This is a genomic window from Tunturiibacter gelidiferens (assembly GCF_014201335.1).
Classification (GTDB): Bacteria; Acidobacteriota; Terriglobia; order Terriglobales; family Acidobacteriaceae; genus Edaphobacter; species Edaphobacter lichenicola_E.
Window position 1 is genome coordinate 157,743 of sequence record NZ_JACHEB010000002.1, and the last position, 14,106, is coordinate 171,848.

Below are 14,106 nucleotides of genomic sequence, written 5' to 3' on the forward strand. Positions count from 1 at the left end.
CATACGCAGCAGCCGTATCATTCCTGCAGAGGGTCATCCCATGACACAGCCTCCGTATCGTCCGTCCGACGACCACGCCACCCGGCGTCTCGCCATCTTCATAGCCGTCTTTCTAGTCGTAGTAGCCGTCGGTGCCCAAACCCCGCCCCGGCAGAGCGCCACAACTGATTCTGACGTGTGCCACTGCCTCCCGTCCAAAGCGGCACTGATGATGAAGTCAGCATTTGCAAAGGCGCAGGCCCACTCCACTGCGCTGGCGACCCTTACCCAGAACTAGGTTCGGCGCCTCACGAACGCACAGAAAAGCCCCGAATGAGAGAACCACCTCGTCTGTCATTCGGGGCCTTCTGAACGTCAATCATTAACCGCACGACACCCGCTACTCAACTTTGCGCATGAAGTCACGAAAGTCTTCGTTGCGAGTCCCGCTCCACTTGGCGACAAGAAGCGGAAGAATCACCATCGTCGAGAATGCGATTCCGACATACAAAGTCTGCATAATGATCCTTTCCAATTTCTATGTCTGTTTAAACCCTTGCTGATAGTAAGAACGCCAACCGCAAACGAATGGATGCCCACCCAAAAACCTTATTTGTTCAGAATCAAAATCAAATCCAAAAACTTCAAAAAACCCACCAAAATATAGCCTTTTCCAAGGCAACCAACTACGCACAGACAACACCACCCAAAATAAAGTTGAAAATCGTGGCGCATTTTTAGACGCCAAAAAGTTCATTGCTTCGCCACCACATCAGCCACGCATTCCACCACACTCTCACCATCAAAACACCACACCCAAACACCCTCTTTTTCCAAAACACCCCTCAAAAACGCCGTAAACCACAAAACCAACCCCCCAACACCACCCACAAAAAAAAATCCAAAAACAGTGACATAAAATAACCCCATGCCCATCGACATGAATGCCCCGCTGGCCGCCGCCGACCCCGAGATTGCCGCACAGATTCAAAACGAGATAAAGCGCCAGCACGAAGGCCTTGAGATGATCGCCTCCGAAAACTTCGTAAGCCGCGCGGTTTTAGAGGCCGCAGGCACCGTTTTCACCAACAAATACGCAGAGGGCTACCCCGGAAAGCGCTACTACGGCGGCTGCGAGTACGCCGACATCGTCGAAGACATCGCCCGCGCCCGCGCCAAACAGCTCTTCAATGCCGACCACGCCAACGTCCAGCCCCACTCCGGCTCCCAGGCCAACGCCGCCGCCTACATGACCCTCCTCAACCCAGGGGACTGCATCCTGGGCCTCGATCTGGCCCACGGAGGCCACCTCACCCACGGCCACAAGCTCAATTTTTCAGGCAAACTCTACAGAATCGTCGGCTACCAGGTCCGCAAAGACACCGAAACCGTTGACTACGACGAGTTGGAAGCCACCGCAATCCGCGAAAAACCCAAGGTAATCGTAGGTGGAGGCAGCGCTTACCCGCGCCAGTTCGACTTTCCGCGCATGCGAGCCATCGCCGACAAAGTCGGCGCCTACCTCATGGTCGACATGGCCCACTTCGCCGGCCTTGTCGCCGGCGGCGCCCACCCGTCCCCCGTCCCCCACGCCCACGTAGTCACCACCACCACACACAAAACCCTGCGCGGACCGCGCGCCGGCATGATCCTCTGCAACCAGGATCTGGCCGCAGGCATTGACCGCAGCGTCTTCCCGGGCCAGCAGGGTGGCCCCCTCATCCACATCGTCGCGGCAAAAGCCGTGGCCTTCAAAGAGGCGCTGGCACCGGAGTTTGCGACCTACGCCAAACAGGTCGTCACCAACGCCAAAGTCCTCGCCGAAGCGATCGCCGCAGAAGGATATCGCATCATCTCAGGCGGCACCGACACACATGTCATGCTGATCGACGTCTTCCAGAAGGGAATGCTCGGCTCTGAGGCGGAACATGCCCTGGGAGAGGCTGGAATTACCGTCAACAAGAACGCAATCCCCTACGACACTAATCCGCCCATGAAACCCAGCGGCATCAGAATCGGTACGCCAGCGTTGACCACAAGAGGCATGAAAGAGCCGGAAATGCGCATCATTGCAGGCTGGATCGCCCAGGCTCTAGAACATCGGACCGACCCCTCGAAGCTTCGCCAAATCCGCGGTCAAGTGCTAGAAATGGCGGAGAACTTTCCTCTGTATGGCTGGCTGAGAGACAAATAGTGTTCTCGAAATTTGACGATTTCATCCGACCCAACTGATCCAGGTGGCGATTCACGGCGTTGCAAAATATTGATTCATAAGCCATCGTCAAAAAGCGATCTGCGAGTATAGTTTTCGATTGAAAGGCTAATGCTGAGTCGTGAGTAGAGAGCGCCTGAAACATCCTGGCATTCCACTAACTTTCGAGTATTCGAATGAAAGGGGATTTTATGGCGATGCAAATGATGACCTGGTTGTTCGCCATCCCCCTCTTGGGCCTCGTGACAGGGATGCGGACGATGACTGCGATGGCGGTGCTTTGCTGGTTCGCCTATGCAGGCCATCTTTCGGTAGACGACAATTGGGCAGCTTGGAGCGGAAAACTCATAACAGCAATCATCTTTACCTTGCTTGCGATAGGGGAATACATCGTTGACAAGCTACCGAAGACACCGAATCGGACTGCCCCGTTTCCGTTGATTGCGAGGCTGTTGGTTGCCGGCTTGATCGGCGCGATCACTGCTGCGGGACTGAACGGATCTGGAATGGAAGGGGTCATTTTGTGCGTGTCGGGCGCCCTTGTTGGCACCTTCGCCAGCTTTCTGATTCGGCGCGAGATTGTGACGCGACGCGGCGGTAAAGATTGGCCCGTGGCGCTTATCGAGGATGGGAGTGCAGTCTTTTGCGCAGTTCTAGCGATGGGAATTGTGACCGGCTAAACTCCTGTCGCAAATACCCCTCCCCACATCATTTGAACCAACGTAGCTTCAGCACCTCCGACCAAAGATTAAAAATCTTTGGCAAAGGTTGATTTCGTCGAGTACGATGTGCAGTACCGCAGGCGCAAACCCACTCGAAATGGGATTCTAGCTTGAGTCGGAGACGAACTGCGATGTGATTGTTCCTGCCGCAGATTTCGGCCGCGGGCAAGCACGGGAGGGTGGAGAGATGACGAAGAGCATGACGCGAACCGTACTGACGATTCTGATGTACGCGGGAGTTGCAGTCTTCCTCTTTCCCTACTTCACGGGAAGAATTTCAACCGGAGTCATCTTCATGATTGTCGGTGCCGGAGCCACCGTGGTTTTTGGGATACTTCGCTGCTACCTCACAGAAGGCGACTGCGGACGAATCCCTCATCATAGCCGCGACTGGTAACCCGCGACCTGAAGTTTCACACCAGTTTCTGTCCCGTCGAGGCAGTCAGGTCAGTGACAGATCGAGTTCGAGGACCTCGGCTATCTTTGCGGCCGCATGTGCGGCAGTACAAAGACTGGTGTCGATCGAGAGCCTGGGGTTCGACAACGAATGTCCATCAAACTCTCGAGTCGAATAGATTTGATCGAAAATCGTAACCGAAGTCAGCTTGTGATGATTAAGCCGTGATGGATTAGCTAGGCGTCGTCTCAGCTCGCTACGTGGGCAGACAAGTTCAACAAAATCCACCTCGCCGCCTCTCTTTTCAACTGTATTGGCCACGTTTCTTAGGAAGCCGGATTGCACCGTCGGTTCGGGTGCAAAGGTGAAAATGAGTCCAGGCACCTGGCCCGAAGCCGCCTGATCGAAGACAGATAGCCAGATCTCTTCTCGTAGTGCAACGAAGGCTGGCGAGCCGAACTCAAAGACCGACAGAAGCAGATCCACTGTGAGATGGTTATGGAAGAGTTTGTAGCCGGTCATCGCGGCCAGTTCGCGTGCTACTGTCAGTTTTCCCGTTGCGGGCAAACCGTATAGAAAGATCAGCTTCATCGAGTCGTACCTTCGCGCGATTACGCAGCGCCAAGTATACGAGTCCTGTCACTCAGGTGGTCGGAGCCGGTGCAGCAGATCGCAGCCATCCCTCCATCACGTCGTGCCCGACCACGCCAGCCTGTTGTTTCACAAGCTTTCCGGCAGAGAAGATGGCGAAGTTGGGGATACCGCGTACGTTGAACCTCGCGGCTAGTTGCTGATGTTTGTCGGTATCAACTTTCAACACAAGGGCCTGTCCAGCCATGTCCTTTGCCGCGCGCGCCACCTCTGGAGCGGCGGCGTGACACGGCCCACACCACTCCGCCCAAAAGTCCACCAGAACCGGAACGCGTGAAGTATTAACGATTTCGTCGAAAAGAGCTGCATCTACCTGCAGAGGTTCATCGACTGGTGGCAGCGGAGTCTTACACGCACCGCAACGGCCCGTGTCAGAGAGGTGATTTGCAGCAACACGATTTTTCTGGCCACACTGTTTGCATGTTCGGATTGCAGGCATCTTCATCACCCCTCGAATACCGATTAGATGTGTTTTCGCCTGATTCGGTCTCAGGACCTCAATTGGTCGTTTTGCGAGCGTCCCCTGCCGCGTCTGTCTGATGATCGGAAACAGGCCGTTGAATCGAAATTGAGCGGGACTCTTTCAGCTCTTTGCGAATCCCCGGACCTCGCGTGACGACATCCAGTGTGTACTGGCCTGGATCCATACCGGGAGTATCCAGTGACATCTCAACATAAGCGAGATAACCCGACCCCGAATCGACTCGGAAAGGTATCTCTTTCTCGGTTGCAATTGGGTTCGTCTTGGACCGAAGAGTGAACTTTGCAGTCCAGCTCTCGGGTTTTTGTTTGTCTATCTTTTTGGAGGGATAAATCCTCACAAAAGCATGAAGCCGATCCGTGGATGCGAACCTATCCGAAGGTTCAGGCTTGATCCGGCAATCCACCGCACGCATCGGGTCAATCTGCGAATGCGGCTGAACGTCAGCGTGATCGTCGGTCGTTCGCCGCTTCAATCCATCCACCGAACCGACCTGTTCGCGGCAGGATTTTCCGACAACTAGGCTGCTCACCTCAACACCAGTCTCCCTAGGCAGGCTGACAGTGATCTTCTGTTCCGCTGATGCAAGCACCCCTCCATTTCCGTCGTGGACCGCAATGCGCCAGAGATATTGACCAGGATGCAAACTCCCATCTCTCTCCCAGTTGACGTGGTGACCATCCCACCTCACCTGAACCGCCCGTTCCAGCACTGCAGTAGAAAGGTTGACGTCGTCCACCGATTCGACGACAGAGAGCCGTGTTGGACCTCGGCCAGCTCCCGTCCACTCGACGAGCGCGCTCATTGGAAATAACGGCTCAAGCCCCGAGCGCAGGGGAAAGTAGTCGACGTGTTGCGTAATTCGAAACTCTGTCGAACTCACAGGCTTCAAAGTCGCCTTTCTGACCTTATCCACCAACACTCTGGAAACCCCTTCGCGGTACGCCTCGGAGGACGTCCCCACAGGTGAAACCTCCATAATCGACGCGCGTAGATTACGGTCCGCAAACTTCACCTCCACGGACGGAATCCCATGGTCGCGATCCGCGGCAGTCATATCAAAGTTAAGCGAATACGTCTCGTCGAGGTCTCGATGAATCTGCGCAGCAAGCTTGTCGAGCGAGTTCGAAAAGCCGCCCAGTGTGGCATCTGCGGTCTGCATCATCAACGAGGCGCGTGCCGCAGAGTTCGCCAAAGCGCTACTAAGCCGTGGATCGAATCTCATGTTCATGGAAGGTGCAGTTCCAAGTTGTGGGCCGCCATTCGTCGAAGGAATATTCACCTGCGCCGGACGGTCTTCCGCGGCACCGCCAGCCGGCACGAACGCCTCCGGCCCGCCCACATTTGCAATATAAATATGAGCCCCCACGTGCTTCGCTACATCGACCAAAGCTTCCGGTCCATCATGCGCGAACATCTGATCGTTAAGGCCATACATCGACTCAGCCAAAGGATTCATTGCCAGAACAACCTTTGGCCCATCGAACCGCTGCATAAGACTGACCGCATCTTCCGCCTTCACCAGCCAGCTTCCATCTACCGGTCGGCCTCCAACCATCGACGCGTTCCCGGTGTACTGAAAGGGCTCGACAGCATGACTCACGAAGTCCAGATTCAGCAGTAGCTGTGATCTCCCATCGGTAAATGGAGTCAGCTTTCCATTCGAATCAAAGATTCCAACTCGCCACGGCAGCACCTCCTTCGGTTGCGACGCGAAGTATCGCGTAGCTTCACGCACTCCAATCGAATGCAACACCGGCTGGTTCGGTGGAAAGACCAGCAATACCAGCGGCGAAACCACATCAGGCGATTTTTTTGGAGCCTGCAGCCGCCCGATCCGCGGCGTTCCGTTCACAATCAGCGTGTACTCCGCCGCTTCGACATGGCTCGGCAGCACACCATCTTTGCCGACGATCTTCAGCGAAACGAGCGCCTCCGGCGCCTCAAAGAATCCGCCCCGGCGAAGTAAGTCCAGCTCACGGTAAAGGGGCGTGTTCGAGGAAGAGCCCACTGCAGGCCGAGCGGCAAGCTGCGAATTTTCGAGTGACGGCGAATCTGGAGTCGGCAACTGTGGATACGGTGATTGCTGAGCGCACGCCATAGCCGTCAGGAATGCACTTGCTGCAATCGAAATCCGTGTCGAACGCATCATGCGTCTCCATCCAGCCATCGATTCCGTTCGGCGAAATTATAATCTCGTTCCCGGGATCTGGACGGGTTACATGGCACGCGTCGCGTCAGAACACTTAGCGCTCAAAGTTATAGGAAGCCGCCGATAAGTCGCCGACGGCAGAGAACTCAGGCGCGCCGGCGATATCGAATCGAAAATTCGTAAGTAGGATTAGGCGGGAAGAGCTGAGCCACCAGGCGAAGTCGCTCGGCAAGAGCCAGCGGCGCGAGCAAAGGATACTCGCGTTCACGAAGTTCGGAGTAGTCGAAGTCCACCGAGAGCGAGAGCTGATAAATGGCGATAGCGTCTGAGAAGGAAGATTCGAGGAAGGCAGTTTTCGCCTTCTCATCGATCACGGGCTTCACCTCAGTCTGTTCCGTCTTCCCGCCAAGCGCGAGGCCGCGGTTCTCCCAGGCGTCCTGACTGGTTTCCCCCCGAACATCCGCCAAAGCCTGCCCCCAAACCAACTGCTCGAAGGCATCAGGAACGCCGATCGCATCGACAAAGGCATGACCAACATTGATAAAAAACTCAAAAGCAAGCGCGAAGCGATCTCCCAGCAAGCGGGTAGAGATGAAGATGCCCTCTGTGCCATCGTGCGTTACGTTTCGATGGCAAATCGCCTGGTCCCCCAACTCCGGCGTATAGGCAGGCGCAACCATAGTCGATTCACTCCCCCTGGCCTCACTTAGAGCCAGTGGAACAAAATAGTAGGTCTTGCGCGAGATCGCACCGGCGACAGCGGTTGGTACCGCCTGAACCATGCGCTCGAGATCCTTCTCACCCAGATTGTTATCGCCGAATGCCGCGTAACGGATGCCGTTCGGTCCCTGTCGCACCACCGCATCGCGGATCACCTGTGTCGCCTGTATCAACTCGCTCTGCACACCTTCTGCCATAAAGCAGTATTCTACTGGTATGGCGCAAGCATCGCAGAACGGAAGCTCAGCCTCGCCTCGAACCTTTGGCGCGGGCTACTTATTTGGTGTTCCCTTGGGGGACCTTGGCTGGTTTACCAGCCTGTTGATGAGCTTCGCGCTGGGATTTGCAGCTTTCTTCGCGGCAACCTTCTGCGCGATCGTCGGCATTCTCTTTTACAACACGGCAACGCACCACGCGGTCGATTTTTCGTTGACTTACAGCCGGGTCGGACTCCCTGTGGGTGTACTAGTGTTACTAGTGACGTTGCTGTATCTCGGCACCCTGTGGGTGCGTCGGCAGCTCCGCAAAAGCTAAAAATCCTCAGACAATCATCGGATATAGCGGCGGCAGCCTGTTGGTGATATCTGCTATTCTTCAAAACACTTCCTGGAGGACCACCAAGTATGTCATTTGTTCGTGCTTTTGTGCGTTGGGGCTGCTGTACGGCCGCAATTGCAAGCCTCGCCGTCCCCTCAGTCGCCGCCGACAAAAAAACGAAAGATACTGCGATTGAAACGCCTTCCTACTATGGACTGCAGCCTGCAACCGAGAGCATCGATCTAACGATGTACGCGCGCATCCGCGAAGAGGGTTTCAAGCACTCGCACGTGATGGAATTTGGTGGAGCATTGGCTGACGGAATCGGGCCGCGTCTCACCGGCTCACCGAACATGGCAAAGGCCAACGCCTGGACTCGCGACACGCTGACGAAGATTGGCCTTGAAAACGCGCACCTCGAAGACTGGGGCGAGTTCGGCATGGGCTGGCAGCAGATCAATACATGGGTGCGAATGGTCTCGCCCGACCCTGAACCTCTCTGGGCACAGGCAGCCCCGTGGTCCCCGGCGACCAATGGCCCGGTCACGGGAAAAGTCGTCTACATGAACGTGCAGGAGATGGGCGACCTCGAAAAATATAAAGGCATGCTGAAGGGCAAGATTGTTCTGCTCGGTGCAATGCGTCCCACCCCCGACGTTACGGAGCCGCTCTTTCACCGCTACACCGATGCAGAGCTGAAGGAAATGGAAACCTACGAATCGGGTGGCGGACGCTACACTCCGGGCTCGCCCGAGTTTGCAAAGTACATCGCCGAGCGCTTGAAGATGGCTGATCTTCGTAAAGCCGCCCTCAAGATGATGGCAGATGAAGGTTCCGTGGCCGTAATCACCCCAAGCCGTGATAGCGCTGATGGCGGTGGAACTGGCATCATCTTCGACGACAACGGAGCGAACCTGGCTCGCGATGCACAGAAGAAAGAAAACGCAGTCACCATTCCCAACGCGGTCATGATGATCGAGCACTACAACCGCCTCGGGCGCTTGATCGAAAATCACGTCCCAGTCACGCTCGAGCTCAACATCGAGACGAAGTTCACCGGCGACCACGAGCATGGCTTCGACACCGTAGCTGAAATTCCCGGTACCGATCCAAAGTTGAAGGATCAGATCGTCATGGTCGGCGGCCATCTGGACAGCTGGATCTCCGGCACCGGCGCGACCGACAACGGCGCGGGCTCGATCGTAGCCATGGAAGCCGTCCGCATCCTGAAGTCTCTTGGCATCAGACCAAAGCGCACCATCCGCATTGCCTTGTGGTCCGGCGAAGAGCAAGGCCTCTTCGGTTCGCTCGGATACGTCAAACAGCACTTTGGCACCTTTGCTGAACCGAAGGATCCCCAGCCCGCGTACCTGCCCGCCTTCATGCGTCAGCGCGGTCCACTGTCCACGACCAAGGAGTGGGAGACGCTCGATGCCTACTACAACCTCGACAATGGAACCGGCAAGGTACGCGGTGTCTACACGCAGGAGAACTGGGCAATCGCTCCGATCTTCAAACAGTGGATCGCGCCCCTCGCCGATCTCGGCGTTACCACCATCTCCTACCGCAACACCGGCGGCACCGATCACCTGTCCTTCGATGCAGTCGGTCTACCCGGCTTCCAATACATCCAGGATCCGATGGACTACGAGACGCGAACCCACCACTCCGACATGGACACCTACGACCGCCTGCACGCTCTAGACCTTGAGCAGGCTGCAGTGGTTGAGGCGATCTTCCTCTACAACACCAGCGAGCGCGAAGCCATGATGCCGCGTAAGCCCTTCCCTCATCCCGAATTACAAAAGCAGATGAGTGCCCCAATTCCCGGCATCTACCCGAACGCAGTCCCCGCCGTAGACGCACCGAAGTAAAAACACAAAGAACGATCGATGCGAATTTCAAGATACCCCTTCCAAGGGGTATCTTGGTTTAACGCCAACGACCGCAACCAGGGAGGGTTGACCCGTGACTGAACAGCAGACCCATGAAGGCATTAAAACCTGCACCAGCCGTTACTCTGTCGACGAAACTGTCTCCCGAATAGAGGCTCTACTCAAGGAAAAGGGAGTCAAGCTATTTACCGTCGTGGATCACTCCGGCGAAGCGGCCGTAGCGGGCATCGAGATGCACCCAACGAAGCTGTTGATCTTTGGAAGCCCCAAGGCGGGAACTCCCGTTATGCTCGCCGCGCCCAGCGCTGCGCTCGATCTTCCGCTGAAGATCCTCGTCGCTGAAGGAGCCGATGGCAAAGTGCTGCTCTCTTGGAATGATCCGGAATGGCTCCAGCGGCGACACGGCTTTTCGCAGGAATTGACTGCAAACCTGGCCGCCGCTGGAATGCTCGCAGCCAAAGCCGCGCAATAGTCCGATCCATGCAGTCCTTACCGCTCAGCGCACTTTACGTCGAAAACAATCTGCACTGTGGTCATTGACGATACCGACAGCCTGCATCCACGCGTACACGATCACAGGGCCGACAAACTTGAAGCCGCGTTTCTTCAGCGCCGCAGAGATCTCCTCAGACAACGGAGTCTTCGCCGGCACTGGCCCGCTGTTTTGAATCGGCTTGTTGCCGGCAAACTTCCAGATGTAGGTCGAAAAATCCTCTCCCGCATCAGCCATCGCTACATAGATCTTTGCTCCGTTGATGGTCGCTTCAATCTTGGCGCGGGACCGAATGATGCCCTCATTCTTTAGCAGACGCTCAATGTCTGCCTCTCCCATGCGCGCCACCTTCTTAGGGTCGAAATTATAGAAGGCCTTGCGAAAGGCCTCGCGCTTGCGCAGGACAGTGATCCAGGAGAGCCCCGCCTGAAATCCGTCGAGCATCAGCGCCTCCCACAGCACGCGGCTGTCGCGCTCCGGCACGCCCCACTCTTCATCGTGGTACGCCTGCATCAACGGATCGTTCTCAGCCCACTTGCAGCGATGGATGGCGGTGTTCTTTTTCGTCATACCATCCTCGAAAAAGGGATCAGCTGGTCGGTTGTCTTCATAAGACATAATCGCTGACGCAGACCACTTCTATCAATGTGGCGCGAAACCGTGTCGGCCATCAGAGCTTACAGCCAGGCGCTCAGCAGTCTTCCGGCGCTGCCGAGCGCCCGTAAATTATCCGCTCGACCGGCAAAGTAGCGCGCGTTGATCTCGGGGGAACCAAGATCTTCGAGGTTGTAAAAGGCATCGAGTTCCGCGGCGATCTTAGACGGCTTGAAGAATAGTTGGAACGGCTCTCCCGCTAATTGAACCCGAGACGCCAGGGAGTCATAAGCCAGCTGCTCGCGGAATGGAAGTGCCGATCGAGGTTGTCCGTAGTCCAGAACAAGGCCCGAGCCGCGCGGCCGCGAAGCGATGAAATCTATCGTTGATCGAAAGGCACCGTGAGTCAGATATGGCACCACCCCCAACCACGCAAAGAAGGTCGAGGCCTTGGGATCAAAGCCAGCAGCACGCAGTTGCGTAGGCAGATCCTGCGTCTCAAAATCAACCGGAGCGTACACAAGATTTTTGGGCGAAGGCAGCTTGCTTTCAGCCAACAAATCCCGCTTCCAACTCTGTGTCGCAGGATGATCGACTTCAAAGACACGAAGTTCGGAGTACGGGTTGCGATGCGCGAAGGTATCGAGTCCCGCTCCCAGAAGAACGTACTGAGTAACTCCCGGTGCCACCGCATCTCTGAGCATGTCTTCTGCATAGCGGCTGCGTGCCACGATAAATGCGCGCAGAGCAATAGAGAAAGGTCGATCCGGACGGATCGGCGTACGACGCAGCTCCTCGGCATATCTCTCTCCCAGGATCGCGACCGCAATTGGATCGTCGAGGACCAGTGGTTGCGCGTCATAGAGTTGATGCGCTGCACGACGCAGCGCCACGCGAAGAGCGGTACGGGATGGAACGACGGCCTGCATTCACCTTAAGTGTAACGACATCTCCCACGAACCATGTCGTTTCGCTGGTGAATAGATTGGCATTCCGAACAGAAGAAATTTCAAGCGACGATCTACCCGTTCCGCTAGGAACCCATCCAGCTCAGAGTCTGCGACAGGTAGTCTTTCATCTCCTTGCGGGGAACGATTGCATCAAGAAATCCATGTTCGAGTAAAAACTCCGAACGCTGAAAGCCCTCCGGAAGCTTCTGCCGAATAGTCTGTTCGATGACTCTGGGCCCCGCGAAACCGATCAACGCTCCCGGCTCTGCGATGTTCAGGTCACCAAGCATAGCGAAGCTCGCGGTGACGCCACCGGTCGTCGGATCAGTCATCACAGAGATGTAAGGAATCTTCGCGTCATCCATTCGGGCCAAACCCGCAGAGATCTTCGCTAGCTGCATCAGCGAAGCGATCCCCTCCATCATTCGAGCACCGCCCGACGCCGCAACAATGATCAACGGATTGCGTGTAGCTAGCGAGCGGTCCACCGCACGGGCAATTGTCTCTCCCACAACCGCGCCCATGCTTCCGCCAATAAAGGCGTACTCCATCACACTCAAAACAACATTATGTGCACCAAGCTGTCCAATTGCATTGATGATCGCGTCATTCAGGCCAGTCTTGTTCTGCGCCTCGGCAAGACGCCGCTTGTAGGGCTTCAAGTCCGTAAAGTTCAACGGATCGGTCGAACGAAGTTCTAGGTCGACCAGCTCGTAGCCGGGCTCAAGGAGATTTTCGATACGCGTACGAGCATCGATCCGAAAGTGATGACCGCAATGCCAGCACACCTTCTGATTGGCTTCGAGCTCAGCCTTAAACAGAATTTTGCCGCAGTCGGGGCAACGAATCCACAAACCCTCGGTCCGTACCGTCTTCTCCGAGTCGTTTACGATCTCGTTATCTTCGCGCTTGAACCAACTCATCCTTGCATGCCCTTTCGACCGTCGCCCTGCCTATTGTAACGACTGAACAGGGTGCGCGGTGCGTTGGTCGTTGAGTTGGAATCAGAGCGCTTCAGCGAGGCGAGAGTAGAGACCGGCATGATTGGTCTCATACAGAACCAAAAGTCTCTGCCGCATCAGGTAGTACGAAGAAGCCACTTCGTGCAGATAGAAGGGAACCCGCATCTTTTGTCTGCCGAAGAAGGTCGCCAGCATGATCTGAGTAACTGCACGACGCAGCTGCAATCCATCGCGGCGCATACGTTCGGCGATGATGATGCCTTCGTCAAAGTTCCAGCGTTCCACATAGGAAGCAAGCGCGATCAAAATTCGGCCATTCTCGCGCATGCGCTGAACCCCCTCCAGGCCGCCCAGAAGGTTCCACATCTCCTCGGGCTCCAGGTTGAGAGAATCCTTCTGCGGCACGAGGTGGTTCAGCGCCACCGTCATCACGCCTGTCGACTCAACCCGATGAAGCTTTCCCACCAACTCATCCCACGTACAGCGAGCCAATCGTCTTGCAGTTAAATAGGAATGCAGGAGCGCAGCACCTAACAAAACAGTAACCAGGGCGGTAATGACTATAGGGGCCATATGGGTTACGTGCGATCGCGGGTCTGAGTGACCTGCTGAAGATCGTACTGCACTCTACTGTGAAGAGCAACCAGATAATCCTTCATTTCTTCCGATAAAGGCGCCCGCACAGCCTCCGGTCGCCAGAAGGCTACTAGCCAATACATAAGAACCGCTATGTATAGAAAAGATGGAAAAAGCTGTACGATCCGATACTGCTGTGTCCAGCCGAGGAAGATACTAGCCAGGTCGCTAACTGCAGAAACGAACGCCCAAACCGTTAGGCCTTGGGCTAGTGCCATTACATGATTACGCCATTCCAGCCCTAACTTATTGGAAGCAAAGAGCATCGCCAGAAAAAGCTCACAGTCAAGCAAAGCGGTAAATAGATCCCCGCGAATCTCCCAGATCCCCGCAGTTGAGCCAAGCGGCGCCTTGATCGCGAGACAAAGTCCAACAGCAAAAGCCGTTCCCGTCAGCCCCCACAATACGAATGAAGAGCGTGCGTCTCGAACCCAAGTACCAGTGGGGCGTAAGACGTTCCGGGCAATCTCGAAGATGAGCCCAAGCTGGAAGAGAATATCCCCTCCGCCGGTGACCCAATAGGTGTTCCTATAGACCCTTGGAGTGCTGTACTTCGCAATAAAAAACATACCGGCCGAGACAAGGGTTGAATAAGCGACGAAGCAGGTGAAGACGGGGAATTGCTGCCACCTTTGGCGGTAGAGCAGCACGACGAGCAGGGCGGCGACGCCAACAAGGCCAGCCGCCCAGAGGATGTTTTCCAAAGTCGTAAAGTTCATTCCTGC

At 55.8% G+C, this 14,106-nt stretch carries 18 protein-coding genes; 7 read left to right on the forward strand and 11 right to left on the reverse strand.

Going from position 1 to position 14,106, the window contains the following annotated elements; translation table 11 throughout:
• Positions 1-40: 40 nt before the first annotated feature.
• Positions 41-277, forward strand: coding sequence for a hypothetical protein (locus HDF14_RS04410; protein ID WP_183973944.1), 237 nt, complete (start codon positions 41-43; stop codon positions 275-277).
• 240 nt (positions 278-517) lie between these two features.
• On the opposite strand, the gene HDF14_RS04415 is transcribed toward HDF14_RS04410, so the two are convergent.
• Positions 518-736 (reverse strand): hypothetical protein, encoded by a 219-nt coding sequence (locus tag HDF14_RS04415; RefSeq protein ID WP_183973946.1) that lies wholly within the window; start codon positions 734-736, stop codon positions 518-520.
• Positions 733-921, reverse strand: a complete 189-nt coding sequence (locus HDF14_RS04420; RefSeq protein ID WP_183973948.1) for a hypothetical protein — start codon at positions 919-921, stop codon at positions 733-735. Before HDF14_RS04420 ends, HDF14_RS04415 begins: the two co-directional genes overlap by 4 nt.
• Here HDF14_RS04420 and glyA point away from each other — a divergent pair.
• The 3 genes from glyA (at position 908) to HDF14_RS04435 (ending at position 3,310) form a co-directional block, all read left to right on the forward strand.
• Positions 908-2,173: a serine hydroxymethyltransferase gene (glyA, locus tag HDF14_RS04425; RefSeq protein ID WP_313899488.1), complete on the forward strand. Its 1,266-nt coding sequence runs from the start codon at positions 908-910 to the stop codon at positions 2,171-2,173. The genes HDF14_RS04420 and glyA overlap by 14 nt on opposite strands.
• A 221-nt stretch (positions 2,174-2,394) precedes the next feature.
• Positions 2,395-2,871 (forward strand): DUF4126 family protein, encoded by a 477-nt coding sequence (locus tag HDF14_RS04430; protein ID WP_183973950.1) that lies wholly within the window; start codon positions 2,395-2,397, stop codon positions 2,869-2,871.
• Positions 2,872-3,100: 229 nt separating this feature from the next.
• Positions 3,101-3,310: a hypothetical protein gene (locus HDF14_RS04435; protein ID WP_183973952.1), complete on the forward strand. Its 210-nt coding sequence runs from the start codon at positions 3,101-3,103 to the stop codon at positions 3,308-3,310.
• A 45-nt stretch (positions 3,311-3,355) separates the two neighbouring features.
• Here the strand turns inward: HDF14_RS04435 and HDF14_RS04440 are convergent, their stop codons facing one another.
• From HDF14_RS04440 to HDF14_RS04455, 4 genes are all read right to left on the reverse strand, one after another.
• Positions 3,356-3,901 carry an AAA family ATPase gene (locus tag HDF14_RS04440; RefSeq protein ID WP_183973954.1) on the reverse strand — a complete coding sequence of 182 codons (546 nt, stop codon included), beginning with the start codon at positions 3,899-3,901 and terminating at the stop codon, positions 3,356-3,358.
• A 52-nt stretch (positions 3,902-3,953) separates the two neighbouring features.
• A complete protein-coding gene (locus HDF14_RS04445) occupies positions 3,954-4,406 on the reverse strand; it encodes a thioredoxin family protein (protein WP_260698029.1) in 453 nt (150 codons plus the stop codon).
• Positions 4,407-4,458: 52 nt separating this feature from the next.
• Positions 4,459-6,594 carry a hypothetical protein gene (locus HDF14_RS04450; protein ID WP_183973956.1) on the reverse strand — a complete coding sequence of 712 codons (2,136 nt, stop codon included), beginning with the start codon at positions 6,592-6,594 and terminating at the stop codon, positions 4,459-4,461.
• Positions 6,595-6,740: 146 nt separating this feature from the next.
• Positions 6,741-7,511 (reverse strand): hypothetical protein, encoded by a 771-nt coding sequence (locus tag HDF14_RS04455; RefSeq protein ID WP_183973958.1) that lies wholly within the window; start codon positions 7,509-7,511, stop codon positions 6,741-6,743.
• Positions 7,512-7,530: 19 nt separating this feature from the next.
• Here HDF14_RS04455 and HDF14_RS04460 point away from each other — a divergent pair, with 19 nt between their 5' ends.
• From HDF14_RS04460 to HDF14_RS04470, 3 genes are all read left to right on the forward strand, one after another.
• Positions 7,531-7,848 (forward strand): hypothetical protein, encoded by a 318-nt coding sequence (locus tag HDF14_RS04460; RefSeq protein WP_183973960.1) that lies wholly within the window; start codon positions 7,531-7,533, stop codon positions 7,846-7,848.
• A gap of 89 nt (positions 7,849-7,937) precedes the next feature.
• The gene (locus HDF14_RS04465; RefSeq protein WP_183973962.1) at positions 7,938-9,725 is read left to right on the forward strand and encodes a M20/M25/M40 family metallo-hydrolase; all 1,788 of its coding nucleotides are present in this window, start codon (positions 7,938-7,940) and stop codon (positions 9,723-9,725) included.
• Between the two features lie 94 nt (positions 9,726-9,819).
• On the forward strand, positions 9,820-10,218 hold the full coding sequence (locus HDF14_RS04470; RefSeq protein ID WP_183973964.1) for a DUF302 domain-containing protein: 399 nt from the start codon (positions 9,820-9,822) through the stop codon (positions 10,216-10,218).
• A 24-nt stretch (positions 10,219-10,242) separates the two neighbouring features.
• On the opposite strand, the gene HDF14_RS04475 is transcribed toward HDF14_RS04470, so the two are convergent.
• From HDF14_RS04475 to HDF14_RS04495, 5 genes are all read right to left on the reverse strand, one after another.
• Positions 10,243-10,809: a DNA-3-methyladenine glycosylase I gene (locus tag HDF14_RS04475; protein WP_183973966.1), complete on the reverse strand. Its 567-nt coding sequence runs from the start codon at positions 10,807-10,809 to the stop codon at positions 10,243-10,245.
• Between the two features lie 107 nt (positions 10,810-10,916).
• Positions 10,917-11,762, reverse strand: coding sequence for a class I SAM-dependent methyltransferase (locus HDF14_RS04480; RefSeq protein WP_183973968.1), 846 nt, complete (start codon positions 11,760-11,762; stop codon positions 10,917-10,919).
• 104 nt (positions 11,763-11,866) lie between these two features.
• Positions 11,867-12,706, reverse strand: coding sequence for an acetyl-CoA carboxylase, carboxyltransferase subunit beta (gene accD / locus HDF14_RS04485; protein ID WP_183973970.1), 840 nt, complete (start codon positions 12,704-12,706; stop codon positions 11,867-11,869).
• Positions 12,707-12,787: 81 nt separating this feature from the next.
• Positions 12,788-13,210, reverse strand: a complete 423-nt coding sequence (locus tag HDF14_RS04490; protein ID WP_183973972.1) for a hypothetical protein — start codon at positions 13,208-13,210, stop codon at positions 12,788-12,790.
• 113 nt (positions 13,211-13,323) lie between these two features.
• Positions 13,324-14,100 (reverse strand): hypothetical protein, encoded by a 777-nt coding sequence (locus tag HDF14_RS04495; RefSeq protein ID WP_183973975.1) that lies wholly within the window; start codon positions 14,098-14,100, stop codon positions 13,324-13,326.
• Between the last annotated feature and the right edge of the window lie 6 nt (positions 14,101-14,106).